Genomic DNA, 22,242 nt, shown 5'->3' with positions numbered 1-22,242 from the left:
CTTACAGGCTGGTGTCGCGCCAGGTGACGGTGAGCAGGGACTCTTGCCCGGGGGAGCCCGGCAGCGACGACCCTCGGTAGGCGAGTTCGTTCGGGCCGGGGGTGAGCAGGGGCCACACCGAGCCGGCGCGCACCCACGCCCTACGCGGAGCCGTCCCCATGTAGAGGACCGCCCGCGACCGGGTGTCGATCAGCACGTACTCCCCGGCCTGGAGGTCGGCGTCGAGCTGGAGGATGCCGCCGTTCGTCACCTGCTCGACCGCCGGATCAGACACCGGCCCGTCAAGGCGCAGCACCGGATAAGCCGGGGACGCGCCGCCGTTGACCGCCGTCAGCCGCCCCGAGGTTCCCGCGCTGCCGTACGACCTCGGGTAGGCCATCGGGTACGTGCGGCCGGCAGACGGGCTGTACGCGGTCGTCGACTCCGACCGCTCTTCGAGGCCGTACAGGTAGGGGTCGGCGCAGTACCACTCGATCGCTGCGTCCCCGATCCGCCACAGCGCCTCGGCGTCGTACGGCAGGTTGCGCCTCCGGACCTTGCCGTAGACGAGCGTCCCCTGGTCAATGAACTGGAGCGTGGCGGGCTGCGCTTGCGGCTGTGTCGCGGCCCGCAGCGCGAGGGTCAGCGCGCGGAGGTCGTCCGGCGAGTCACCGCGGATACCCAGCTTGAGCTGGATCGTGCGCGGTCCGGTGTAGTCGGGGCCCGTGTAGTCCCCGTGCTGGCCCGGCCGCTCCACGTCCTCGGCGCGGATGTCCGGGAGGTCGTCCAGCCCCTCCACGGCGGTGACCGCGTACGGCGTGCCGGGCCCGATCAGCAGGTCCCCCCACTGCACGTTGCCGAGTCGCTGCTGCGCCATCGTCACCGCCCCCCGACCAGGCCCTGCCACGACAGCGCGCGCAGGATGCCGTCCGGCGTGGCGTCCCCGCCGGACAGGTAGAAGTTGTTCGTCGTGTCTCCGCCGCTGGCCCCGCCGCCGTACACCGCCGCGACCTGTCCGGCCGTCGGAGTCGACGCGAGCGCGCGGGTGCCGACGTCGAGCGCGGCCCCGGCCATCGAGCGCGCCGCGTCCCGGACGCGGGCGACGGACGCGAGGATGCCGACCCGCAGGCCCTCGCCGTCCATGCGTCCGATGTCGCGGAAGGCTTGGCTGGGGGACTTCGTCCGGTGGACGTCCTTGACCGTCGTCAACATGCCTTGGGCGATCCGCTTCATCTGCGCCTCGATCACCTTCTCCTGGCTCTTCAGCCCAGCGACCAGTCCCTGCGCCGCGCGGATGCCCGCGCCGTACAGGGCGTCGCCCACCGTGTTGCCGGTCGCCGTCGCGCTCTTCGCCAACTGCGCCTGAAGGCCGTTGATCTGCGCGAGCTGCTGCGGTGTCGCCTTCGCGAGCGCGGCGGCCGTCGCCGCGCCCCCGGCCACCCCCGCGTCAGCGATCTGCTGGAGCAGGTCCGCGCGCAGGCCCGACTTCTTCAGCGCGGCGATGTTCGCCTGGAACTCGGTGCTCTTCTTCAGCGCCTGCTGGAGCCCGACCGTGATCGCTGTGACGCTGTTGACGTCCTCGCGCCCGGTGGTGATGTTGGCCTCGTCGAGGATGCCCGACGTGATGTCCCCCGCCGCTTTCGCGCGCGCCTTCACCAGGTCGTCGAGACGCTTCTGCGCCGCCGCGAGTTGCTTGAGGACGCCGTCCCGCTTGGTGACCTGCGTCTGGAGTTCAGCGGTCGCCTTCGCCAACACCTTCCCGTACCCCGAGCGGACGTTGGCGGGGAGTGCCTTGGTGATCGAGCCGAGGGTGGCACGCAGCTTGGAGGTGGTGCCGTCGATACCCCGGATGAACCCCTCGATGAGCAGGCGTCCGGCTGGGGTGAGGATCTTCGCGTCCCTCTGCTTCGGCCCCTTCCAGTCCGTCAGCTTGCTGGTCAGGCCCGACAGAGTGGACTGCACGTCGGCGATCTTCGACTTGATGCCGCTGATGAACCCGGAGATCAGCGAGGCGCCCGCGCTGGCTAGCCGTCCGCCGAGGTTCCCGAGCGCCGATGCCGCGCGGCCTGGCAGCGACGCGACCAGGATGACGGCCTCGCCGATCTTTGTGCGGATGGTGCTGATCATCCGATCGTGCGCGGCTCCGGCCGCCGCCATCAGCCGCCCGGCCAGCGGCGCGAGCGCCGTAGCCAGCTTCATGGGCAGGCCCACGAAGAGGCTGATCGCGATGGACACCATCCCCGAGACGGCCTTCTTGACCCCGTCCATGGCGCCGGACACGTCACCCCGCAGGAGTGCGGTCAGGGCCTGGAGAGCGGGGGCCACGACGGTGCGGATCACGACCGTGAGGCCCGTCGCGAAGAGCGCGGCGAGCTGGCCGACGCCGGACAGGATGGGCCCGATCGCGGGGGCGAGCTGGGCCATCAGCAGGGCCGCCAGCCCGGCGACGGCCTGGAGCAGCGGGGCGAGCGCGGCTAGGAGTTCACCGCCCGCTACCCCGAGCTGCACGAAGCTAGGGGCGAGCTTGACCAGGAGGTCGCCCAAGTTGGTCAGCGTGAAGATCAGCTGCCCGGCGAGGAGCTGGGCGAGCGGATCGATGATGGCCGGGAGCTGCGCCAGGATCGGGGCGAGCGCGCCTTCTAGGACCTTCGCGACCTGATCGACCACCGGGGCGAGCGCCTGGAATACGTCTTGGCAGGCCACCAGAAGCGGAGTCAACGCAGGTAGGAGCGCTGCGGCAAGTCGCCCGATGACGGGCAGTAGGGGCGACGCCGCGTCGACCAGCACCCCGACGGCGGCAGCCGCCTGTTCCAGGACGGGGCCGAGCGCGGTGATGATCGGCTGGATTCCGGCGCTCAGTGCGCGAATCAGGGTCTGCGCGGGGGGACCGAGGGCGGTCAGTACGGGGGCGATCCCGGCCAGGGCCTGCCCGAGGAGCGGGGCGACGGTGGCACCGAGCGTGGCCATCGTTTGAAACAGGGCAGTTAGCCCGTTTTGAACTGGGACCGATGCGGTGACCTTCGCGATCTCCCCGGTGATGTCCCGGAGGATGCCGAGGAATGCGCCCCCGCCGGGGCCCGCCGCGAAGAGGTTGCTGAGGATCTGGCCGACGTTTCCGCCGACGTCGGCCAGCGTCCCCAGCAGGCTGACCGCCTGGTCGATGGCCTTCTGTAGGCCCCCAGACTCGAACGCGGCCCCGAGCCTCTGGCCGATCCGGGTAGCGGCGTCTCCAGCCCCCGCAGTCAGCCGTTCAAAGGCGGGCCCCGCCGCCGCAGCGACCTGCCCCAACCCCGTGACCAGCAGGCCCGGAACCTTGCTCAGGTTCCCCAGACCTTTGCTGGCTGAGCCGAGCGCCTTCCCCAACGTGCCGCTGTCCGCCAGCCCCTTGGCCGCGTCCAGCGTCCCGGCCGCCATCCCTCGTAGCGCGCCCGCCGTCGACAGGAGATTCGTTCGTAGCGTCGGCAGCACGGACTTGCCCGTACGCTCCAGCCGGTCCGCGAGCCCCTTGAAGAACTCCTGCTGCACACCCTTCTGGAGATCGCGCAACGCCGGGCCCGCATCCCGCACCGACCGCGCGAACTCCTGCGCAGAAGGGGCCAACCCCTTGAGCGCCTCGTTGAACTCCTTCGTCTTGCCGGGGTCCAACGCGGCCGACAGTGCGTCGCCCATCCCCTGCGTCGCGAGCTTGACCGTTCCGGCCGCGAGCGCCACCGACAGGAGCCCCGTCGCCGCGAGGCCGGATGCGGGCAGTATCTCGGCAACCGCTGCCGACGCGCCGGCGAGCAGCGGCAGCGCGGCGCCAACCGCCGCCGTTACCTTGCCCATCGACGCGGCGACGCCGCCGAGCGATCCCGCCATGCCGCCGAGACGGCCGAGGATGCCGGTCAGCCGGTCCATGCCCCGGACGCGGTCCTCGTCCACGTTGACGTGTACGTCGACCTCGACGTCCGTGTCGTCCACGTGGCGCGCAGCAGCAAGCAGGGACGCGAGCTGAGCCGTCGCCTGCTGCGTCGCGGCCCGCACCTCGACGCGCGGGTGCTCATCGCTGATCCGCTGCATGTGCGCCTGGAGGCGCTCCATCTGACGGACCGCGTCGTCGATCGAGATGTCGACGCCAATGCGCTGCGAGTCGAGCTGCGCGAGTTCGCGGTGGATGCGGACGAGGTCGCGGTCGAGCGGGTCGCTGTTCCCGTCGATCTCGACCTGCGGCAGATTCCTGAGGAGGCGGTCGAGTTCCCTGTTGACGCCCCGGCCGAGCGCCGCGCCCATCGAGGAGCCCTGCGTGGAGGCGTCCGCGACCGCACCGGACACACCGTCCAAGTTGACCTGGAGGTGCGACACCAAGTTCGGCAAGTTGATGTCGTTGGCCACAGCTCACCTCCTCGGCGGTTACTTGCGGTGCATCGCGGCGAACCCCAGAAGGGAGCTGCCGTCGGCGGGTTCGGTCTCACGTCGGCCGCCGGTCTGGTGGGCGGCCTGGTGCTCGTCGGCCAGCGTCATGAGCTGGCCGAGCGTCATGTCCCAGAAGGCGTCGGGAGGAATGTGGAGGGCACCGACGGCGAGATAGAAGAACTGTCCCCAGGGAAAGGCAGCAGCGTCGCCTCCGCCGGGGTCGGGGCGTTTCCCGGGCTCCGGGACTCCAGCGCGCGGCCGAGCGCGGCCGTGAACGCCTTTGTGTATTCGTCGAGGCGGCCGGGGTCGAGGAGGTCGTCGAGCATCACGCCGTCGGCGCGGCGGCGGTACACGATGTCGCTGATGGTCCGCTTTCCCTTCGCGTCCACGTGCTCGCGGATGTGTGGCTCGAAGCCTCCGGGGCCGACCGTTCCGGCGCCGATGATCTGCGAGAGCGGACCGAAAGCCGCGCCATCACCGGTGGAGTCGATCGCGGTCTGGACGGCGCCGACGCTGCCGAAGCGGGCCTCCAGCAGGGCAAGGGCGCGGAAGCTGTAGCGGAGCGGCACTTCGGTGCCGTCGGTGAGGGTGACGGTGCCGCCCTCGGCGAGGAGGTCAAGGCCAGTGGTCATGGTGGGTCCCTACGTGAGTGCCGGGGTTCGGCCTGCGGATGAGGAGGGGGACCGGGCGGGCGCGCTGAGCGATGGACGCGCCCGCACGGGGTCACGGGGTCGCGGCCGTCGCGATCGCGGTGGCGGTCTCGTTGATCGTCACGTCGATCCAGTCGCCGGTGCTGATCAGCGGCACGGCGCGCGCCTCGTTCTCCGGGGTCTTGTAGTCCTCCTCGGCGAGGCCGAGGCCCGGGAAGCTGGACATGATGCACTTCAGCAGCGCGAAGTGCACGTCACCGCCGACGAGGTCACCGCCGGACGTCGGGGTCTTGGCCTCGATCTTGAAGGGCTTCGGCTTGGCGCCCTTCTTCAGCTTCCACTTCGTCGTCTGCGACGGCGTGGCCCCGGAGTCGGTGACGGTGCTGTCCATCAGCGCGACGAGGACGTCCATCGACAGCTTGGCGTGCGGCCACGACACGGTGATGTTGGAGATCGACGAGTCGCTGTCGAGGAGCCCGTTGTCGCCGCGCAGCTCCTTGACCTCCACGTCGCCGGAGATCTCCAGCGCCTTGATGCCGGGCACGTCGATGCCCGCGGCGTACGACGGAGTACCGCCGTCCGGGTCGGAGAGCAGCGGGAAGATCTTGCAGTCCTCCACCGCGTACAGCTTGGTCACTCGGGAGATGGCCATGAGAGTTGTCCTTCCTGGTGCCGGGGTTCGGCTCAGCTCGGGGGCGGGGTGTCCGCCAGGTCGGCGGGGACGACGCCCAGCACCGAGCCCGGCAGCAGCTCGGCGAGCGCCTCGTCCGGGACGCCGGCGGCCTGGGTGGGGATCGTGGAGTCGACGACCCACCAGCACGTGCCGGGTCGACCGGCGGTCGGGTAGACGATGGCGGCGCCGTCGGTGACGGTCTGCTCGGGGAGCGTCAGGTAGGCGGTGTCGGGGCGCGGCGGCCACGACGGGGCGAGGTAGGAGATGACCTCGTCGCGGTCCATCGGGAGGTACACGGGGTCGCTCACGGGGTCACCTCGTCGCGCAGGAGGGTCCGCCGGACCGTGACGGTGATCGAGTGCCGGACGCGGTTGTCCTCGATGGGGATGCGGTCGATGTCCTGGACGCGGACGGCGGTGACCTTCGCAGGGTGCGCGGGAAGGGTGCAGCCGTGGAGGGCGTGCGCGATCGCCTCGGCGAGGCCGTACCGCTCGGTGACCTTCGTGGTGGCGGCGCCGGTCTGGACGCGGGCGCGCTGAACGAGGTCGACGATGACGGTCTCAGCGATGTTGATCTCGGCGTTCGGGTCGCCGAAGTCGCCGTTGGCGATCGTGTCGAGTCCGGCGGGGATGCCTTCCTGGACGACGACGTACGGCTCAGCCTGCCCCTCGCGGGGGCCGTCACGGAACACGGGTACGCCGAAGCTCAGGGACTCCAAGTACGCCTTGATCGCGCCGGACGTGGTGGCGGCCATCAGCGCCGTCCGATCTGCGAGGCGTGCGCCCGCCAGAAGATCGGCGTCAACTCGATCGCCGGACGAAGGAACGGTCGCGGCGCGGTGCCGGGGTGGTTGACCTGCGCAACCGGGTGAGCAGCGCCCGGCCAGAACAGGGCCTTCTTGTCCTTCGGCTTGATGACGTGCGGCGCGGTCCCGTACTCCACGTCGGCCGCGTAGCTGACGTTCGTACCGACCGCGTACCCGAGCGACCGGCCGCCACCTTCAACGCGCGAGACGATCGAGGAACGCAGACGGCCGGTGTCCACGGGAGCACGGCGGCGCGCTTCGTTCTGGACATCGATACGGGTGCGATCGACGGCCTTCGCGACGTCCGCCGACATGCCGCCGAACCAGCGGCGCAGGCCGGTCTCGTACGCGCGGGTGTTGATCGTCGTCGTCGCCTCGGCCCGCATCCGTGTCGAGACGCGCGCTCTCGCCCTCACCATCACACGCCCCCGATCAAGGTGTGACCCCGATTGAGATAGCTCGCGAGGAGGGCGTCTACCTGCGTCGATCCGGTCGACGACGACGGGGAGACGTCCTCCGACGACGAGGCGTCGGTGTTCTCGATAGCGACGTTGTTTCCCTCGTCGTCGACCTGGAGCGACGGATCGGTGGCCGCGTCCGCATCCGACGGCGCAGCCTGCGCCTGGAGGTCGGCGGCCAGCAGCGCGCACGCCTGCGCGACGAGGAGCGGCACCTCGGCGTACCCGAAAACGCCGGCCACCTCGACCTGCCGCGCACCCCACCGATCCCACAGCCTCGCCCAGCCGCCGTTGTACGACTCAGCCCCGACCACCAGGTCGTCCCAGCCACCGAGCCTTAGGTGCACGGCGTCGACCTGTCCGAGCACGTCAGACGAGGTGACCCGGTAGGCAGACGACGGGACCGACGGGGCGTCGTCGGACGCCAGCACAGGCCGGACCGAGGACACCGTGCGGACGCGGCGCGGGAGGATGATCAGTCCCCCCGCGCCCACGTCACTCACCACCACCAGGGGAGTTGGCTCGAAGAGGTCCTGCGTGTACCGGGTGATCCGCTCCATGGCAGCAGCGATCCAGGCCGCGACGTCGGCGTCATCGCCGGTCACGCCCTTCTCGCGCGCGTCAGCCAGGGAGCAGTACGCCATCGGTCAGCCCTCGGCGCTCTCGGCCTCGGCCGCGTCCAGCTCACGGCGGACGCCGGTCGTGATGACCGAGTCCTTCACCGCGATCTGCCGTGCGTAGCCGCCGGGGTGGGTGTGCACGACCGGGCCCGTGGGCTCGCCGGTCCCCGCCGCGTCGAGCGCGCGGAACGCATCGTCGGGCGCGGTCTGGCCGATCTGCCAGCCGACACCGGCCGGGTACTCCTGGGTGCGGACGGCGGCGGGGTTCGGCTGCTCGGTCTCGTCCTCGGTGGTCTTGCGGGTGGTGGCCATCGGTGGCTCCTCACGGTGTGGCCGGCGGTTGGGGTGGGCGCGGCGCGGGGGAGGGCGCCGCGCCCGGAGAGGGGGCGTCAGGTCGCTGCGGCGAAGGTGATCCGGACGAACGCCTGAGGCGTGTGCACGGCGACGTTCGCGCGCCGCTCCGCGAGGATGACCAGGGTGTTCGCGGTGAAGTAGTCCGCGTGCGAGTCGGTCATGAGGATCGTGATCCCCTGCCGCTCCCACAGCGTCGCCCCCGTACGGAACCCGCCGAGGAGCGCGGTCCCGGCCGCCATCGCCACGGTGGTGACGACGGTCAGGCCCCACAGGCGCATCGGGGCGCCGGGGTCGGTGACGTTCGCGATGACACGGAACTGTCCGTTGTCGTCCTCGTCGAGCTCGATGTCCTGCCAGTCCATCGGGTTGAGGACGATCGCGGTCGGCGGGTAGAGCGCCAACTCCCCCTGGGTCTTGGCCTTGCGGACCGTGATCAGCTTGACGTCCGTCGACCCCACGCCGGGCTGGTAGGAGCCGATGCCGGGGGTCGTCAAGATCCCCTGCATCTCCGTGGTGCCGTTCCCGGTGAGGATCTCGCGGTCCATCTTGTACTCAAGGCCGTACGTGAGACGGCCGTTGATGTAGCCCATGAGCTGCGAGTTGTCGTCCGCAGCCTGCCGGGTGATGGGCACCCAGTGCGCCACGGTCTTGAGCGTCGTCGTGATCAGGTCGAACACGAACGGGCCGGACTTCGGCTTGTCGCCGCCCTCGGCGACGACCGCGGCCTTGTTCCACGTCGACTGCGGGCCGGACGCGTCTCGCATGTACTCCAGCGTCGTCCCGTCCGACGTCTGCCGGTCAAGGAGGCCAGCGACGAGCAGGGGGAAGTCGGGGTTGTTCGGGATGATCCCCGGCACCCGGGTGTTTTGCTGCGGCTGCGTGGTCGTGGTGACCGTGCCAGCGGGGGCGGCGCGCTGGTCGACGGGCTGGGAGAAGTCGACGCCGAACTTGCCGCGCATGCCGCCGGAGCGGAAGGTCTCCAGTGCCACGGAGCGGACGAACGCTTCGGCGACGGTGACCGGGTGGTTGTTGCCGCGCTCGTCGGGCTGCATGCCGGGCTGCTGCCGCTGGCCGGGAGAGGGCTGCGGGTCGCCGGGCGGGACGAGGCCCTGGAGCTGACGGAGGCGGGCGTCGCGCTGGTTGGCCTGCTCGATCTGCGCACTGACCTGGTCGGCGCGCGCGAGCAGCTCCTCGATGTCACCGTCGTAGGTCGGGTCAGCAAGGAGGCGGGCGACCTCGTCGCGCTGCTCCAGCAGGGTGGGGGCGCCGCCCTTGATGGGGTAGATCGGTCGTCCGTCGCGGCGGCGACCGATGGGGCGGATCTTCGCGAAGTTGCTCACCGCGAGTCCTCTCGGTCCGTGGACGGCTCGCAGCCGCCCATACGTGATGGGTGTCTGCGGTCCGTCTGTCACGGCCGGTGGATCGCGCCCGGCAGCGCACTGGGCTTTCACGTCCGGTCAGTGCGGCCCGGATGGGGGGAGGGTAGATCGATTCGGCGGGTGCGCGGAGGTGGGGGCTGCAATCCGCCCGTCAGCCGGTGGCGACGCCGGTCAGACGCAGCAGCGCCGCCCGCCGCTTCCGCTCCTGCATCTGCTCGTCGACCTCGGCCGCACGGCGCTCCTGCTCCTCCCGGATACGGTCGGCGATCGTTGGGGCGTCGACCTCCGCGTACAGCTCGCCCAGTGCGCTGCGTACGGTCTTCAGCTTCGAGCCGGGCACGGCCGCCATGCGGGCGGTAATCTGCGAGACCTCCACCAGCCGCGCCGACTTGATGTTGTTGAGGAGTTCCTTCCGGGCCTCCTCCTCCATCTCGTACAGCTTCTTCCAGTCCGGGAGGTCGGTGCGGACGAACCCCACCGACAGCTCGGACGCGCTGCCGCTGCGCGCCATGGTGCGCGCGTCCCGCCCGGCCGCCGTGTCGTCGTACCGGCCGCTGATGTACAGACCGTCGTCCCGCTCCTCGGCGGTGAAGGTCCCGACCGGCTGCATGGGGCTGTGCATGAACAGCAGGGCGTACGAGCCCCTCAGCCCCTTGCGGAACGTCCGCTGGTGAAAGGTCGTGCCGTAGCTGTCGACGACTCCGTACTGGCAGGCGCGGCCCTCGAAGGTCCCGTCGTCGCCGTCGGCTACGCGCCAGTCGATCTCGTCAAGGCTGCGGAACTCGATCTCCGTCATCACTGGCCTCCCTTGGCCTGGTTGAGGGCGTGCGCGGCGTACACCTCGGCCACGCCGTTCATCACGTCGCGGTGCGCCGACGACAGCTTCGGGGAGTACCGGTACACCGCCCTGTGCTGCTTGTCGCGGCCGTCGTATTCGTAGACGACCTGCCCGTGGGCAAACGTCATCAGCTTGGGGACTTCGCCGTCAGTCCCGAGGCGAACGGCGATGTTCTGCTTCCCGTCGTACGGCCCTCGGCGCACCTCACGGAACGGCACGCCTGGCGGGCAGTAGGCGCCGGTGTATTGGGCGTGCCCGGCGGGCTGGAGGATCGCGCGGACCTCGCCGCGCAGCAGGGTGGCCATGGTCAGGACTCCTCGAACGAGTAGGTCAGCGCGCACCGGCACTGAATGGATTGCGCGGCCGGTGCGGTCGGGTCCGCCGGCCACCGCGACTTGGTGAGGGTGAACCGCTTGTTCATCGCGGCCGTGCTGCCGTTCTCCTGCCGGTGGGTCTCTCGCGTCCGCTGGTCGCCGGTCGCCAGCCATGTCTTCTTCGTGGCGCCCGCGTCCAGCGCGGCAAGGAAGCTCGCCTGTGAGTACCCGCCGACGGTCTCGGTGCGGGCGATCATCGTGGCCCGGTAGTCGCCCAGGTTGGTGAACACCTGCTGGATTCGGGCGCGCAGCTCGGGCACCGACTCCCCCTCCGCGACGCCGTGCGCGAGGAGCTGCGAGCGCAGCACCTGCTCCGTAGTCGCGGTGACCTGCCCAGCCAGCTCCTCGATCCGGTCGGCCAGGGCGCGCGTCACGTCAGGCTCGTCGAGGTCGAACGACCCGCTGATCGAAGCCCCGCCTCGGCGCCACACGCGCTCGATCCACGGCCGCAGCGCCTCCGCTGTCCGCCGCCTCCAGTAACGGCCGTCGAACAGATCCCGCACGCTGACGCGCTCCTCCCAGCCCTCCGGGCCGGACGCGACGTCCATGTCGGTGAGGCGCGCGGCCGGTACTTCCTCCGGGTCCGGCGGCGCGAGGAGGACTTGCTTCTCCCGAGCAAGTGCGCAGGACTGCGCCCGCACCTCGCTGAGCCATGCCGCCGATCGCTCGGGCTTCTTCATCAGCCGGTCGAAGTCGCGGAGGGTGCGCTCCCGCTGTTCCCGGGCGAGGGCCTGCACCGCGCGCCGGCCGTTGGGCTCCAGGTCGTCGTACGCCGCGTTGATGTCGGCGAGCGACGGGGACGACGGGGTGTCGTCGGCGCGCTCCAGGCGGGGCGTCGGATGGTCGTCGACCTGCGGCGGAGTACCGCCGAGCAGCCGTACTAGCACGGCCTCAACCGCCCGCTCGACGACGGCGCCGACGTCCGGAGACGACGGGGCGAGACGGGAGAAATCGACGTCCCACGACCGCGCCTCGTCGGTCCCGGGCGCACCCTGTACCGGCGCCCACTGCGCCCGGTACGGCGTCAGCGTGTGCTCGCCGATCCCGCCCGGCAACGGCTCCTTACCCAGCTCGGCGCGCGCCTCGTCGATCGTCAGCGTGTCCGCGTACACCGAGGCCCGGGTCCGGTTCGCGATCGAGTCCCGGCCCTCCTGGAGCGCATCGACTCCGGAGAGATCCCACTCGGCTTCCTCGTCGTCGGACGGCAACAGGCGGAGGTCGATCTCGCTGCCGATGATCTCCAGCTTGGGAACGATCGTGTCCGACCACAACGTGGTCTTCGCCGCCGCCCGGTTCTCGTACGTGGTGCCGCCCGCGAGGTAGTCGTGCGGGATACCGAAGGCCATCATCACCTCGGCGCCGTTGGCCATGCGGCTTTCGAGATACTCCATCTCGGCGGCCGTGAACGTCAGCCGCTCATACCCGATGCCCTTCTTGCTGCCGTTCTGCCCGCCGCCGGGCGACGACCGTACGAGGAGGGTCTTCCCGGCGTTCTCCGGGCCTTGCATCGACGACCGCCACGACGCCTTGACCTGAGTGAACTCCCGGTCTTCCATGTCACCGAGGTAGACGACGCCAGCCGGGCGGCCCCCGTTCTTGTACGACTGCCGTTGCCACTCACGAGCGTACGCGTCCATGTCGACGGCGTGCCGAGCCGCGCGCCACGGCGGCAGGCAGCCGAGCGGGTCCCACGGATGCGGGTAGCGGAGCCACAGCATCTCCTCAGGGAGCACCGGGACCTGTGTGCCGTCTCCGCGCCGGATCATGAACCCGACGATGTTCGCGGTCGTCGGACGCTGAGCGAGCGGCCGGTCCACGATGACGTCCACCTGGTCGAAGACGAGGTGCACCTCCGTGACGTCGCCGAGGCCGGTTTCCCCCCGGTCCAGCCACACGAACGACTGCCCGGCCAGCTCCAGTTGCTGAAGGAGCAGGGACTTGAAGACGCGGGCGGACGTCAGGGGATTGGGCCGCTTGTTGAACAGGTGGGCGACGGGGTGGCCATCGATGATGTCACCGTCCGGCCGTCGCACAACGAGGGGGACAGAAGACCCGTTGTCGGCGATCGCAGCAACGCACCGGTACGCGACCGCGCTGTTCGCGTAGCCGCGGGCCTCGGCGTCCAGCGCCATGGTGAGGGAATGCTGACCACCGATGGAGGCGACGGTGATGGGCATGCGGTCCCGGAGCATGTCGAGTCCGAGCGCGGCCCGGGTCTCGGCGGCCCGGCGAAGGGCCCGGTTCCTGTACTGGCTCACGGTGGTGTCCTCCTAGGCGATCGCGGCGGTGTTGCCCGCGCTCGCGAGCATGAGATCGGTGAGGGCCCACACGTACGCGTCAAGCCGGTCCGGGCTGGAGTCGCCGGGGACCCACGTGGTGAGCTGCTCCTCCAGGTCGGGGAGCGAGCCGACGATGTGCGCGGAACCTTGCTCGGTGAGCGCGGCCACCGGCTCGGCCCGGGTGACCTTGCCCCGCGAGGCCGTGACGGTCCGGTAGTTCACGGTCGGGTCGATCTGCCGGATGACGGTCCCGATCCACTCCCCGCCGTTGTTGACCTCCGCCACGATCGCGTCGGCCCGGTGCTCGTGGTACGCGCGGATCGCCCGGCGCGCAGCTTCGACCGGCGGCATCCGCCCCGACAGGTCGTCGAGCGCGTACCCGTGCTGGCGGGCGAACCCGTTCCGATCCGGGATGTACTGCTGACCGCGCCCTGCGACGACGATGCCCATCTCGTCGGCGTCGTCGTGGCTCGTGGCGGCGGGGTCCATGGCGACGACGACACTGGCCAGCGGGGGGATGGCGCCGACGCGCGCGGTGTCGAGCCCGGCCCGCGACCAGAGGGCGCCCTCGATGTCCTCCAGCAGGATGCCGTCCAGCTCCTGCGCTTCGGTGCGAGTGCCGGCGTACTTAGCGATCAGCTTGTCCCGCTGCTCCTGCGGGAGGTGGACCGCGTCGCGGGTCCGGCCGCGCGTCATGATGACGTCCGCGCGCCGGGTCAGCTCGATCAACTCGGTACGCGGCTTCGGCGTCGTCGACCCGATGTAGTGCGGGTTCGGTCCGATGCGGAGACCCATCTCCGAGTGCGTGATCGCGTCACCGAGGCGGCGCTGCGCGGCGACCTCCTCCATCCACACCAAGCACCGGTTGCCACCAGCGCGGAGGCGCTCCACGTCGTCCGGGGTGTGGCAGCCGAAGAGCTTCGCTTCGGCGCCGGACGGCCACCGCGCGAAGGTGCCGCCGGCCGTCGTGCGGAGGACGACGCGCGGGTCGTGGGTGCGCAGCCCGGATGGGCCGTTGACGCACGCTTCGACTGCGTCGCCTTGGGTCGGGGCGATGATGGCCATGCGGTGCCCGCCGCGTAGCCGCGGGTCGCACGGGGGGCCGTTGACGTGGGCGACCATGTAGCGGGCGCACCCGTCGGTCTTGCCAGTGCCCCGCCCTCCGAGCTGGAGCCACCAGCCGAGCGTCTCGATCGCCGGGGGCGGGACCTGCCACGGGTACGGCTTCCACTTCCCCCACCGCTTCTGCCACAGCCGGTCCGCCAACTCCTGCTCCAGCAGCTCCAGCTCGGCGGGGCTCATCCCGGCGAGGCGCGCGTCGAGGTCGGCCGGGGCGATCACGCGTCGTCCAGGGCAGCGAGCTCGTCGGCGAGCGCCTTCACGCGGGCGGTCATCTCGTCGGTGACGGTGACGTTGTGTTTCACCGGGGCGTACAAGCCGAGCAGCTTCGCCTCGTGGTCCATCGCCCGGATGATCGCCTCGCCCGCCTTCGGCGCGTGCATGCCCCCGGCGCGGACCATGGGCATCAGTCCGTCGACGACCTGTCGGCAGGTGGCGAGCTGCTCGCCGACGTACGCGCCGAAGCTCTCGGCTGCTTCCTGGTGAAGGCGGGCCCGGCCGCGCTTCCATGCCTGGTAGGTGTTCTTGACGTCGGCGCCGATCTCGGCGGCGATCTCCCGGAACTCCATGCGGTCGCGGGTGCGGAGGAGCATGACGCGGTCCTCGCGCTCGCGCGCGATGTCCTCGTTCATCTTGGTCGCCACTCCGTTACCTCCCTGTCGTGGAAGGTACGGAAAACGGGCGGGTCAGGATCTTGGGGGCTGCAATCCGCCGGGTACGACGAGGCCCCGCCGACGCTGGTCGACGGGGCCCGGTGGTGCTGGGTCAGCAGGCGTCGTACTTCCAGGCCGCACCCTCCCGCACCCACGCCTGCCCGGCCTGGCTGAACTTGGGCAACGACACCTCGTACGAGACCCGCGCGAGGTCCCCCGCGATCTTGTCCACGGTCACCGACTTCACGGTCTGCGCCCCGTAGTCGGCTTTCGCCTGCTGCACCACCCCGGCGTAGGCGTCCTTGCCGATCTGCCCCTGGCAGCGCTTCGACAGGGTGTCGTACGCGCTGGCGTCGCCCTTGAAGTAGGCGGCGGTGTACGCGGTGACGGCCTGCTCCAGGGCGGCGGTGCCGGTGGCGGACGTGGGCGTGGTCGACGCTTCGGCGGGGCTCGGTTCGCTGCTCGGGGTGCTCACGCTGGGCGTGGTAGGCGCGGCCTTGCCGTCGTCGGACGAGGAGCAGGCGGCGAGCGTGGTGAGCGTGAGGATCGCGGTGGTCGCGGTGATGGTGGCGCGGATGCGCATCGTGTCCCCCCTTGGACAGTGTGTGAGTGGATGGTGCCACAGGGGGCAGACAGCAGGGCCTCGCCCGGGGGGATTCCGGCGAGGCCCTGTGACCAGTCTGCTACGCGGGTGTGCCAGCGGTCAGTGGCCGCAGTCCTTGACCCACCAGCCGCACTTCGCGCAGTACTCGTAGGCGGCTGCAAGGAGACGTCGGATCATCAGTCGGTCACCCCCTCGGCGATGTGCACGTGCGTGTAGCTGGGCCGGTCGGGCGGGGCACTGGTGTAGATCGACATCCCCTTCTGGCCTTCGAGAGGGGTCACGCCGAGAAGCGTGTGACCTGCGCATTCGCGGCAGGTTGGGCGCCCCTTCTGCGGTGGGGGAGTGGCGGACGAATCGGACATGCGGCGGGCTGAGCGCCACAGTGCCGCCGTACCGGCCGTGACGACGAAGAGCACGCCCGCCGCTTCGTCGATGGCGAATGCGACCGCCACCACCACCCCGCCGAGGACGGCCAGCGCGCACGCGCCAGACGCCCGCGACGGCTCCTCCGCCTCCTCGCTCGCCTTGCTCATCCGATGCGCCCGTACGTGTTGTCGCCGAGCCAGTTGGCGGCGAGGGCGAGCGGGACGGCCGCGAATCCGGCCACGCCCGCGCTCGTACCGAGCGTGATCCCGCACCAGGCTCCGCGCTTCAGCACTCCGGCGTCGTGGTCGTTGGCCTTCTTCACGCACGCGATGAACACGGCGGTCAGGATCAGCACGAGGCATGACCCGGGCCCGGAGAGCGGAGTGAAGGTCGCTCGGGCGGCCAGTTGGCCGGGCTGCTCGCCGACGCCCCACAGCAGGGCGGCGTCGCCGAGCCAGTTGGACAGGCCGAGGACGCTGCTGGAGGCGGTTCCGATGAGTCCGGCGATGCCGAGGGTGGTGAGGCAGCCGTACGACCAGGACAGGAGGAACGGCAGGAAACGCGCCGCGTGCTTGACGGGGTCCTTCCTCAGCGGCTTGAGGCCGGGCCACCAGATGGTGAGTTCGTAGCCGAGGATGCAGAGTCCGACGGTCACGCCGCCGTAGGTCACGTAGTTCACGAGGGGTCCTAGCGCAGGACGGCCACGCCGAGCGCGGCGAGGGTGAGGATCAGGGCCGCGGTCCCGGTGATGGGCGGGATGGTGCGGAGGTCGACCAGGGCGAGGCCGATGAGGGAGGCGGCGAGCGCCAGCACGAAGAACACGGCGAACGCGGCGGTGCTCACGGGCGTTGTCCGGCGGCGGGCGGGAGCGCGGGGGCGAGCTGGGGGAGCTGCGCGAGGTGGGGTTCGTGGCGCTCGATCTCGGCGCGGATGACGCCTCGGATGGTGGAGTCGCCGGGCGCGGTGCCGTACGCGGTGATGAGGGCGGCGCGCATGGCCGACGTCGAGGGGCGGGTCCCGGCGTCGTAGAGCGGGCGGACGGCGGCGCAGCGCGGGTCGGCGTACGTGATCGCGGGCGGCTGCTGCGCGGTGGCCGGGGCCGGGGCGGCGGCGGGGAGTTGCGGGGCCTGAGCGGGCATCGGCGGTACGGGCGCGGCCTTGGTCCGCTCCATGGTGACGACGGGCGCGGCCTGCGTCGCCTCCGCCCTCGGCACGGGGGTGGCCGCGAGGTGCAGGAGATGCGCCAGCACGGCGGGCGGGACCATCGAGGTGACCGCGATCAGCCACGGCTGGTTGTGGTCCATGTGCCCGGTCTGCACGAGGTGCGCAACGACCTGGGCAGCGAGCGCGAGGCAGATCGCGAACCCGGCGCCGAGGGTGGCGGACCAGCGTCCACGTGCGCCCTTGGGCCGGGTCGCGGCGACGACGGCGGCGATACCGGCGTACGCGGAGAGGGAGAACGGCATGCCGTACGCCCAGGGGTCGGACCAGCCAGCCATCTTGGCGACGTGGTACTCGCCGGGCATCGACATGAGGAGGGTGGCGGCGAGGACAGCGGGGCGGCCGGCGGTGGTAGCGAGTCTGGCGTACCAGGGGCCGGGGGGTGGTGCGGTGTGCGTAGGCTTCTGCTTAGCCATGTGGAGTCACGTCTCCTGTGGTCAGAGCCTCGGCCTGGATGACCGTCCCGGCCGGGGCTCGCTTGTTGTGGGGCGTCGTCGGGCGTCGTCGGCCCGTCCGAACAGCCGAGAGGGGTACCCCTCTCGATCGGAAGGGTACCCCTCTAATGGGTGCTCATGCAGCCCTACGCTCCGGTCAGGAGGTGCGGATCATGGCGGGCGAGGCTGAGGCGGTACGTGCTGCGCTGCGGGCGCTGGAGGCGATCAGTGATCCGATGGAGCGGGCGCGGGAGACGTCGGCGCTGCTCAGGGACTGGCCCGGGCTGCACCGGGAGTTGCGGGAGGTGCGGCAGCAGGCGGTGATCTCGGCGCACGACGAGGGGCGCACGTATGACGAGATCGGGGTGGAGATCGGGACGTCGGGGTATCGGGCGTCGCAGATCGCTCGGGGTGTGGTGAAGGGGTCGCGGCGCGACGACGCCCCGTCGGCGGAGGACTGACGGGCGTCTGGCCCGCGTCGCTCAGCGCCTACGGAAAGAGGAGACGGGAAACTCCTGCTCAACGGGTGTGCGGCGACCTGCTGGCGCTCACACTGGGGGCATGGCTTCCATCGACTTACAACCGCTGCTCCGCGTGATCTCCTTCGGGTTCGGCCACATCGGAACCCTCGACGAGACGACAGGCGCCCCCCTCGCGCCCCCACAGGCGGACATCACCCTCGACCTGCGCCGCGTCCTGCGGAACCCCCACCATGATCCTGCGATGCGGTATCTGACCGGCCTCGACGAGGTGGTGTACGAGCATGTGCGAAGCACTCCGGGCGCCGAGTCGCTGGCCTATAACACCGCGCTGGCCACGCACATCCTGATGGACCAGGCGCACCCTGCGGAGTTCACGGTGGCGGCGGGGTGCGCGGGCGGACGTCATCGAGCGGTCGGGATGGCGCGAATGGTTCACGGTGCGCTGATGGAGTACTCGCGGGCGGGCGCGTACCGGGTGGAGTTGATCCACCGGGATGTGCATCGGCCGGTGCTGCCGTCGTCGAAGCACGCGTGACGACGCCCCGTCGCCTGCCGTCGTCGGACGGGGTGACGGGGCGTTGGTCTGCGTCGGCTAGTAGGTCCCCCACTCCATGGCGAACATGTTCGGCGGCTCGCTGTCGTACGCCTCGTTCTCGGCGTTGATCGCCTCGCACCGGCACTTGCGCGGCGCCCAGGCGGGGCCGTCACCTGTGTTGACGGGGCAGTCGTCGTAGTGGTCGGGGTCGGGCTGCTGAGGCATGGTTCCCCCTCGGTTGGTGGGTTTCAGGATGGCCGACAGCGGGGTCAGTTCTCTACTGAGGCGGGGCCCTCGGTGACCGTGATGACGCGCTCCATCAGCCGGTGTTCCCACGTCGGCTGCATCTCGCGCCGGGAGCCGAGCCGCTCCAGGGCCTTGGCCTTCGACTCCCAGGAGGCGTCGATGCCCGAGGCGCGCTGCCAGGGCTGGCTGGTGGCGGGGCGGGACTGGATGAAGTAGGTGGTCCGGGTCTGGTCCATGGGTCCTCCGGTCAGGTGGTGGGGTCGGTCGTCGTGGCGATCTGTTCGGCGTAGGGCAGCACGGCGCGCACGCGCTCGATGGCGGCCTGCGCCTGCTCCAGCTCGGCGGTGAGCCGGTCGATCTCGCCCGCCAGGTAGCGGACGTGGTCGCGGTTCCCTCGGGCGACCTTGCGCGCGGTGTTGCAGTCGCGGATCTCCGCCTCCATATGGGCGCGGAGCTGGGCGGCCTCGGCGGTGGTGAGGACGCCGCGTTCGGCGCGGGAGAGGAGGACACCGAGTGCCTCGCGGCGGGTCCAGCGGAGCTCGTCTTCGTCGTCGGCCGTGCCGTGCTCGGCCTCATACCGGCGCTTCGCTGCGCGCACGATCTCCTGGAAGAAGTTCGCGTCCTGTTCGGTGAAGTCGCCGCTGCCGCGCACGCTGATCGTCTCGCCGTCGACCTCGATGGAGCGGCAGGTGTCGGGCTCGGGTCGTACGCCGGTGAGCATCTCAGTCAGCCGGGTGACGCGGCCGTCGTCGGTGGGCGTCGTCGGCCCGTCGGGGGTGGTTTCGACGGGCGCCTGTAGGGCGTTGGCAAGGCGTCCGACCTCCGTCTTCACCCTGTTGACGGCATCGACGATGGCTCGGGCGTCGCGGCTCAAGGCGCTCATGCGGGGTGGTCCTTCCGGGTGCAGGTGTGCGGGGCGCCGGCCGTCGTCCACCACGTCTCGCAGCACGGGGTGACGAGGTCGGTGACGGTGGTGTCTTGGGCGGTGGTGTAGGGGCGGAGGGCGCGCTCCAACTCGGCGCGGGCCGCGCGGAGTTCGTCGCGGCTGTAGGCGTGGTGGGCGATCGCCACGGCGAGGAGCACGGAGGCGGCGCCGAGGAGGAGCGCGTACGGGACGGAGGCCGTCCAGGTGCGGACGGCGAGGTGGGCGACGGCGAGCGCGACAACCGCGTAGAGGGCGGCGAGGGCGTGGGTGAAGCGGCGCGTCACGGGACGACCCGGATCACGGCGAGCGGGGTGCCGGCGGTCAGCTCGGCGTGGAGCTGGCGGAGGCGGAGCATGGCGCGGGCGTCGCGGCGGGAGAGTCGGCCGCGGGTGGAGGCGGGGAGGGTGCGCCAGCAGGCGAGGCAGAGGTAGTGGTTGCGGTGGCGGCGACCGGTGGGGCAGCCGGGGCACTTGGGGTCCATGGGGTCCTCCGGGGGTCTGGTGGATCAGGCGGCGAGCGGGAGGCGCTGTACGGGCCCCTGAGGGCCGTTCAGTGGATCACTGGACGGGAGCACCACCACGCCCGCGTGCGCCCGCTCCCGGCGCTCCTTCGACTTCCGCGCCTGCGCCCGCTTGCACTTCACGCACGCCTCCTCCCCCAGGCGGCGGTGCATCCAGTAGCCCCGCGTCGTCCCGCCCGCCCGGTGCGCCTCGGCGAGGAGTTGGCGCCGGTTCGCCTCCACCGCCTCGTCGTGCGCCGACTGGCAGCGCGGGCAGATGCTCTCCTTGCGGCGGATGTGGATCTGGTAGCCGCGTTCGGTGCCGCAGCCCATGGCCCGCGCCTCGAAGTCGACCCCGCCCCACACCCCGTGCTGCTCCCCGGTGGCGAGGGCGTGGTGCTGGCAGGCGAGGAGCAGGGGGCAGGCGTGGCACTGGCGGGCGGCGTACTGGCGGTCGGTGGCGTTGGGGCTGAAGAACGGCTCAGGGTCGGTGCGGCAGGAGAGGCCCTCGGTGCGGGTCATGAGGTCGTGGAGGGCGGCGGTCATCGGATACCCCCTGGGGTGTTGGTCGTGGGGCGGTTGGCTTGCGGTGCGGGTCAGGTGGTGGGCTGGTCAGGTCATGCACCAGCCGCTGTCACAGAGACCGTCTGCCTCGTCGAACATCGGCAGCAGGTCGACGCCGTCGGGGATGGCCTCGCGGAGTGGCTTGCCGAAGCGGGTGAGGTAAACGTGGTCCTTGCCGAGTTCGTCGCGGCGGCGGTTCAGTAGTCCTTCGAGCTGGCACGCCTTCTCGAACAGGTCGGGTTCGTCGCGCCGCTGGTCGTGCCAGGTCTCCGGGCGGTGGAATGGACAGAAGAAGCAGCTGCTCTTGGGCGGCACGGGAAGCCCGGCCTCACGGATGACCCGGGCGCAGTCGGTACGTCGCAGCCCTAGATCCAGCAGCGGGTACGTGACCACCTCGTGCGGTTCGGTGCGCCGGTTGTTCGCGCGGTGGATCTCGTCGACGGAGATCCCTATCCCGATCACGGCCGGGGCCGCTTCGGTTGCGCCGCGCCGCTTCAGTTCCTTCCCGATCACCTTGATCTTGAAGTCGGCGGTGCACGAGCGCTGACCGGGGGCCCCGTTGGACATGCGGACCGGGATGGGCAGCGAGCGGGAGCCCTCGCGGGTCAGGCGTCCCCACAGGGTTTCCACGGTGCCGTCGCGCTTCACCCGGTCCAGCACGGCGAGCTCTATGCCGTGACGGGCGGCGAACGGGCGGGCGTGTTCCTCGACGTACCGCAGGGTGGCCGGGTTCTCCGAGTCATCGCCGACGTTGGCCATCAGGAACAGAGGGAAGTCGATGCGCTGCTGAGCGGCGAGCACGAGGAGGGCGGTGGATTGGACGCCACCGCCGTAGCTGATGGAGCGCAGGTTGGTGGTCACGCGCTGTGCCTTTCGTGGTTGGTGGTGGCGTGCCAGTCGGCGCAGCCCTGGCACAGGTCGGTGGCGCCGTACGGCAGGGGCATGGAGCACTCGGTGCAGCGGGTGAGGGCGGCGCGGGCCTGGACGGCGGCGAGTGCGGCGTCTGCGGGCGGCGCGGTGGCGTCTCGACCTTCACCGGCGGCTGACTGGCTTTCACGGGCTTCGCCCGCGCGCGGCTGTGGCTGAGGTTCAAGGCCAGCCATGTTGTGGTCGGGGAGGGGGTCCCTACCGAAGGTAGGGATGTACTGGTAGACCCCCGCCACGGACGCTGTCCGGAAGGCGTCCACGGACGCTGTCCGGGGGCGTCCACGGACGCTGTCCGGATTCTCTACGGTGGCTTCGGAACCCCCGGCACGGACGCTGTCCGGACCGCGTCCGTCGTCGCTGTCCGGAGGGTTTTCCACAGCGTCCGTGGACGCTGTCCGAGGGGCGTCAGCCTCCAGCGCAGCGACCGCCGCAGCGGTCTCGGCCGCCTTCTTCTTCGCGTACGCCTTCCGCTGTCGGGTCTCGGTCATGTGGTGGAGGTGCGCTCCCCAGTCCAGGCCACCGCTGAGCGGCATGAGGAGCTGGTACATCGGGGACGCGTTCGGCCGGCGGCGCCGGGCGAGGACACCGACGCCCATCAAGACCTTCACGGAGTTCGTGACGGTCTCCTGCGAGCAGCCGGACAAGGTGGCCAAGGTGTCGCGGCCGGGGAAGGAGTTGGAGCCGTCCGCGTCCGCGTACGTGGCGATCCACACGCCGACGCCGACGGCGCGCGCCACCTCGGGCACGCCCTTGCCGACGCGCAAGACCTCGGCCCTGAGGGCGTTGATCCACGCGTTGCGGACGCTCTGCACGCGGTCGTCGGCGTTCAACCTGGTCTTCCCTTACTGATGTTGCGGAACCGATCC

General features: G+C 70.9%; 31 protein-coding genes. 2 read left to right on the top strand and 29 right to left on the bottom strand.

The window, feature by feature from the left end:
• Position 1 precedes the first annotated feature (1 nt).
• The 21 genes from J8M50_RS02935 to J8M50_RS02840 form a co-directional block, all read right to left on the bottom strand.
• Positions 2 to 856 (bottom strand): phage distal tail protein, encoded by an 855-nt coding sequence (locus J8M50_RS02935; protein WP_040836285.1) that lies wholly within the window; start codon positions 854 to 856, stop codon positions 2 to 4.
• Between the two features lie 2 nt (positions 857 to 858).
• The gene (locus J8M50_RS02930) at positions 859 to 4,350 is read right to left on the bottom strand and encodes a TP901 family phage tail tape measure protein (protein WP_010353420.1); all 3,492 of its coding nucleotides are present in this window, start codon (positions 4,348 to 4,350) and stop codon (positions 859 to 861) included.
• Between the two features lie 18 nt (positions 4,351 to 4,368).
• A complete protein-coding gene (locus tag J8M50_RS49005; protein ID WP_372462329.1) occupies positions 4,369 to 4,521 on the bottom strand; it encodes a hypothetical protein in 153 nt (50 codons plus the stop codon).
• The gene (locus J8M50_RS49000) at positions 4,494 to 5,003 is read right to left on the bottom strand and encodes a hypothetical protein (protein WP_010353419.1); all 510 of its coding nucleotides are present in this window, start codon (positions 5,001 to 5,003) and stop codon (positions 4,494 to 4,496) included. Before J8M50_RS49000 ends, J8M50_RS49005 begins: the two co-directional genes overlap by 28 nt.
• Before the next feature lie 91 nt (positions 5,004 to 5,094).
• Positions 5,095 to 5,673 carry a tail protein gene (locus J8M50_RS02920; protein ID WP_010353418.1) on the bottom strand — a complete coding sequence of 193 codons (579 nt, stop codon included), beginning with the start codon at positions 5,671 to 5,673 and terminating at the stop codon, positions 5,095 to 5,097.
• Between the two features lie 32 nt (positions 5,674 to 5,705).
• Positions 5,706 to 6,002: a hypothetical protein gene (locus J8M50_RS02915; protein WP_010353417.1), complete on the bottom strand. Its 297-nt coding sequence runs from the start codon at positions 6,000 to 6,002 to the stop codon at positions 5,706 to 5,708.
• Positions 5,999 to 6,448: a hypothetical protein gene (locus J8M50_RS02910; protein WP_010353416.1), complete on the bottom strand. Its 450-nt coding sequence runs from the start codon at positions 6,446 to 6,448 to the stop codon at positions 5,999 to 6,001. Before J8M50_RS02910 ends, J8M50_RS02915 begins: the two co-directional genes overlap by 4 nt.
• A complete protein-coding gene (locus J8M50_RS02905; protein ID WP_202950041.1) occupies positions 6,448 to 6,918 on the bottom strand; it encodes an HK97 gp10 family phage protein in 471 nt (156 codons plus the stop codon). The genes J8M50_RS02910 and J8M50_RS02905 overlap by 1 nt, the downstream gene beginning before the upstream one ends.
• Positions 6,918 to 7,601, bottom strand: a complete 684-nt coding sequence (locus tag J8M50_RS02900; protein ID WP_010353414.1) for a hypothetical protein — start codon at positions 7,599 to 7,601, stop codon at positions 6,918 to 6,920. The genes J8M50_RS02905 and J8M50_RS02900 overlap by 1 nt, the downstream gene beginning before the upstream one ends.
• A gap of 3 nt (positions 7,602 to 7,604) precedes the next feature.
• The gene (locus J8M50_RS02895) at positions 7,605 to 7,889 is read right to left on the bottom strand and encodes a hypothetical protein (RefSeq protein WP_010353413.1); all 285 of its coding nucleotides are present in this window, start codon (positions 7,887 to 7,889) and stop codon (positions 7,605 to 7,607) included.
• A gap of 77 nt (positions 7,890 to 7,966) precedes the next feature.
• Entirely contained in the window at positions 7,967 to 9,271 is a 1,305-nt protein-coding gene (locus tag J8M50_RS02890) for a phage major capsid protein (RefSeq protein WP_010353412.1), read from the bottom strand.
• Positions 9,272 to 9,461: 190 nt separating this feature from the next.
• Positions 9,462 to 10,106 (bottom strand): HK97 family phage prohead protease, encoded by a 645-nt coding sequence (locus J8M50_RS02885; RefSeq protein ID WP_010353411.1) that lies wholly within the window; start codon positions 10,104 to 10,106, stop codon positions 9,462 to 9,464.
• Positions 10,106 to 10,453: a hypothetical protein gene (locus tag J8M50_RS02880; protein WP_010353410.1), complete on the bottom strand. Its 348-nt coding sequence runs from the start codon at positions 10,451 to 10,453 to the stop codon at positions 10,106 to 10,108. The genes J8M50_RS02885 and J8M50_RS02880 overlap by 1 nt, the downstream gene beginning before the upstream one ends.
• Positions 10,454 to 10,455: 2 nt before the next feature.
• Positions 10,456 to 12,780, bottom strand: a complete 2,325-nt coding sequence (locus tag J8M50_RS02875; protein WP_010353409.1) for a phage portal protein — start codon at positions 12,778 to 12,780, stop codon at positions 10,456 to 10,458.
• 12 nt (positions 12,781 to 12,792) lie between these two features.
• Positions 12,793 to 14,142: a phage terminase large subunit family protein gene (locus J8M50_RS02870; protein WP_010353408.1), complete on the bottom strand. Its 1,350-nt coding sequence runs from the start codon at positions 14,140 to 14,142 to the stop codon at positions 12,793 to 12,795.
• Positions 14,139 to 14,564: a hypothetical protein gene (locus tag J8M50_RS02865; RefSeq protein ID WP_010353407.1), complete on the bottom strand. Its 426-nt coding sequence runs from the start codon at positions 14,562 to 14,564 to the stop codon at positions 14,139 to 14,141. Before J8M50_RS02865 ends, J8M50_RS02870 begins: the two co-directional genes overlap by 4 nt.
• Before the next feature lie 121 nt (positions 14,565 to 14,685).
• Positions 14,686 to 15,156, bottom strand: a complete 471-nt coding sequence (locus J8M50_RS02860) for a nuclear transport factor 2 family protein (RefSeq protein ID WP_010353406.1) — start codon at positions 15,154 to 15,156, stop codon at positions 14,686 to 14,688.
• Between the two features lie 197 nt (positions 15,157 to 15,353).
• Positions 15,354 to 15,710 carry a hypothetical protein gene (locus J8M50_RS02855; protein WP_223786149.1) on the bottom strand — a complete coding sequence of 119 codons (357 nt, stop codon included), beginning with the start codon at positions 15,708 to 15,710 and terminating at the stop codon, positions 15,354 to 15,356.
• The gene (locus J8M50_RS02850) at positions 15,707 to 16,222 is read right to left on the bottom strand and encodes a hypothetical protein (protein ID WP_075693819.1); all 516 of its coding nucleotides are present in this window, start codon (positions 16,220 to 16,222) and stop codon (positions 15,707 to 15,709) included. Before J8M50_RS02850 ends, J8M50_RS02855 begins: the two co-directional genes overlap by 4 nt.
• A gap of 8 nt (positions 16,223 to 16,230) precedes the next feature.
• Positions 16,231 to 16,386, bottom strand: coding sequence for a hypothetical protein (locus J8M50_RS02845; protein WP_158002796.1), 156 nt, complete (start codon positions 16,384 to 16,386; stop codon positions 16,231 to 16,233).
• Complete coding sequence (locus J8M50_RS02840; RefSeq protein ID WP_010353403.1) at positions 16,383 to 17,180, bottom strand: hypothetical protein; 798 nt, start codon at positions 17,178 to 17,180, stop codon at positions 16,383 to 16,385. The genes J8M50_RS02845 and J8M50_RS02840 overlap by 4 nt, the downstream gene beginning before the upstream one ends.
• A 191-nt stretch (positions 17,181 to 17,371) precedes the next feature.
• Between J8M50_RS02840 and J8M50_RS02835 the strand changes: the two genes are divergently transcribed.
• Both J8M50_RS02835 and J8M50_RS02830 read left to right on the top strand, forming a co-directional pair.
• A complete protein-coding gene (locus tag J8M50_RS02835; protein ID WP_010353401.1) occupies positions 17,372 to 17,659 on the top strand; it encodes a hypothetical protein in 288 nt (95 codons plus the stop codon).
• A 100-nt stretch (positions 17,660 to 17,759) separates the two neighbouring features.
• Positions 17,760 to 18,215, top strand: coding sequence for a RapZ C-terminal domain-containing protein (locus tag J8M50_RS02830; protein ID WP_010353399.1), 456 nt, complete (start codon positions 17,760 to 17,762; stop codon positions 18,213 to 18,215).
• A gap of 57 nt (positions 18,216 to 18,272) precedes the next feature.
• Here J8M50_RS02830 and J8M50_RS02825 read toward each other — a convergent pair whose 3' ends face one another.
• From J8M50_RS02825 to J8M50_RS02785, 8 genes are all read right to left on the bottom strand, one after another.
• Positions 18,273 to 18,440 (bottom strand): hypothetical protein, encoded by a 168-nt coding sequence (locus J8M50_RS02825; protein ID WP_158002795.1) that lies wholly within the window; start codon positions 18,438 to 18,440, stop codon positions 18,273 to 18,275.
• Positions 18,441 to 18,484: 44 nt separating this feature from the next.
• Positions 18,485 to 18,697, bottom strand: coding sequence for a hypothetical protein (locus tag J8M50_RS02820; RefSeq protein WP_010353398.1), 213 nt, complete (start codon positions 18,695 to 18,697; stop codon positions 18,485 to 18,487).
• Between the two features lie 11 nt (positions 18,698 to 18,708).
• Entirely contained in the window at positions 18,709 to 19,344 is a 636-nt protein-coding gene (locus J8M50_RS02815) for a hypothetical protein (RefSeq protein WP_010353397.1), read from the bottom strand.
• Positions 19,341 to 19,670, bottom strand: a complete 330-nt coding sequence (locus J8M50_RS02810) for a hypothetical protein (RefSeq protein ID WP_010353396.1) — start codon at positions 19,668 to 19,670, stop codon at positions 19,341 to 19,343. The genes J8M50_RS02815 and J8M50_RS02810 overlap by 4 nt, the downstream gene beginning before the upstream one ends.
• Positions 19,667 to 19,867: a hypothetical protein gene (locus tag J8M50_RS02805; protein ID WP_010353395.1), complete on the bottom strand. Its 201-nt coding sequence runs from the start codon at positions 19,865 to 19,867 to the stop codon at positions 19,667 to 19,669. The genes J8M50_RS02810 and J8M50_RS02805 overlap by 4 nt, the downstream gene beginning before the upstream one ends.
• A 24-nt stretch (positions 19,868 to 19,891) precedes the next feature.
• On the bottom strand, positions 19,892 to 20,431 hold the full coding sequence (locus J8M50_RS48995; RefSeq protein ID WP_010353394.1) for a WhiB family transcriptional regulator: 540 nt from the start codon (positions 20,429 to 20,431) through the stop codon (positions 19,892 to 19,894).
• Positions 20,432 to 20,497: 66 nt separating this feature from the next.
• Positions 20,498 to 21,310 (bottom strand): adenine nucleotide alpha hydrolase family protein, encoded by an 813-nt coding sequence (locus J8M50_RS02790; RefSeq protein ID WP_010353393.1) that lies wholly within the window; start codon positions 21,308 to 21,310, stop codon positions 20,498 to 20,500.
• The gene (locus J8M50_RS02785) at positions 21,307 to 22,206 is read right to left on the bottom strand and encodes a helix-turn-helix domain-containing protein (RefSeq protein WP_010353392.1); all 900 of its coding nucleotides are present in this window, start codon (positions 22,204 to 22,206) and stop codon (positions 21,307 to 21,309) included. Before J8M50_RS02785 ends, J8M50_RS02790 begins: the two co-directional genes overlap by 4 nt.
• Between the last annotated feature and the right edge of the window lie 36 nt (positions 22,207 to 22,242).

The organism is Streptomyces acidiscabies (assembly GCF_020010905.1).
Taxonomy (GTDB): Bacteria; Actinomycetota; Actinomycetes; order Streptomycetales; family Streptomycetaceae; genus Streptomyces; species Streptomyces acidiscabies.
This window is presented reverse-complemented; position numbering and strand designations above follow the sequence as displayed.

Excerpts from the sequence above, each read along its gene's own strand:
- J8M50_RS02935 (WP_040836285.1), bottom strand. The coding sequence starts at position 856 with ATGGCGCAGCAGCGACTCGGCAACGTGCAGTGGGGGGACCTGCTGATC.
- J8M50_RS49000 (WP_010353419.1), bottom strand. The coding sequence starts at position 5,003 with ATGACCACTGGCCTTGACCTCCTCGCCGAGGGCGGCACCGTCACCCTC.
- J8M50_RS02920 (WP_010353418.1), bottom strand. The coding sequence starts at position 5,673 with ATGGCCATCTCCCGAGTGACCAAGCTGTACGCGGTGGAGGACTGCAAG.
- J8M50_RS02910 (WP_010353416.1), bottom strand. The coding sequence starts at position 6,448 with ATGGCCGCCACCACGTCCGGCGCGATCAAGGCGTACTTGGAGTCCCTG.
- J8M50_RS02905 (WP_202950041.1), bottom strand. The coding sequence starts at position 6,918 with ATGGTGAGGGCGAGAGCGCGCGTCTCGACACGGATGCGGGCCGAGGCG.
- J8M50_RS02900 (WP_010353414.1), bottom strand. The coding sequence starts at position 7,601 with ATGGCGTACTGCTCCCTGGCTGACGCGCGCGAGAAGGGCGTGACCGGC.
- J8M50_RS02895 (WP_010353413.1), bottom strand. The coding sequence starts at position 7,889 with ATGGCCACCACCCGCAAGACCACCGAGGACGAGACCGAGCAGCCGAAC.
- J8M50_RS02885 (WP_010353411.1), bottom strand. The coding sequence starts at position 10,106 with ATGACGGAGATCGAGTTCCGCAGCCTTGACGAGATCGACTGGCGCGTA.
- J8M50_RS02880 (WP_010353410.1), bottom strand. The coding sequence starts at position 10,453 with ATGGCCACCCTGCTGCGCGGCGAGGTCCGCGCGATCCTCCAGCCCGCC.
- J8M50_RS02860 (WP_010353406.1), bottom strand. The coding sequence starts at position 15,156 with ATGCGCATCCGCGCCACCATCACCGCGACCACCGCGATCCTCACGCTC.
- J8M50_RS02855 (WP_223786149.1), bottom strand. The coding sequence starts at position 15,710 with ATGAGCAAGGCGAGCGAGGAGGCGGAGGAGCCGTCGCGGGCGTCTGGC.
- J8M50_RS02840 (WP_010353403.1), bottom strand. The coding sequence starts at position 17,180 with ATGGCTAAGCAGAAGCCTACGCACACCGCACCACCCCCCGGCCCCTGG.
- J8M50_RS02835 (WP_010353401.1), top strand. The coding sequence starts at position 17,372 with ATGGCGGGCGAGGCTGAGGCGGTACGTGCTGCGCTGCGGGCGCTGGAG.
- J8M50_RS02830 (WP_010353399.1), top strand. The coding sequence starts at position 17,760 with ATGGCTTCCATCGACTTACAACCGCTGCTCCGCGTGATCTCCTTCGGG.
- J8M50_RS02825 (WP_158002795.1), bottom strand. The coding sequence starts at position 18,440 with ATGCCTCAGCAGCCCGACCCCGACCACTACGACGACTGCCCCGTCAAC.
- J8M50_RS02820 (WP_010353398.1), bottom strand. The coding sequence starts at position 18,697 with ATGGACCAGACCCGGACCACCTACTTCATCCAGTCCCGCCCCGCCACC.
- J8M50_RS02815 (WP_010353397.1), bottom strand. The coding sequence starts at position 19,344 with ATGAGCGCCTTGAGCCGCGACGCCCGAGCCATCGTCGATGCCGTCAAC.
- J8M50_RS02805 (WP_010353395.1), bottom strand. The coding sequence starts at position 19,867 with ATGGACCCCAAGTGCCCCGGCTGCCCCACCGGTCGCCGCCACCGCAAC.
- J8M50_RS48995 (WP_010353394.1), bottom strand. The coding sequence starts at position 20,431 with ATGACCGCCGCCCTCCACGACCTCATGACCCGCACCGAGGGCCTCTCC.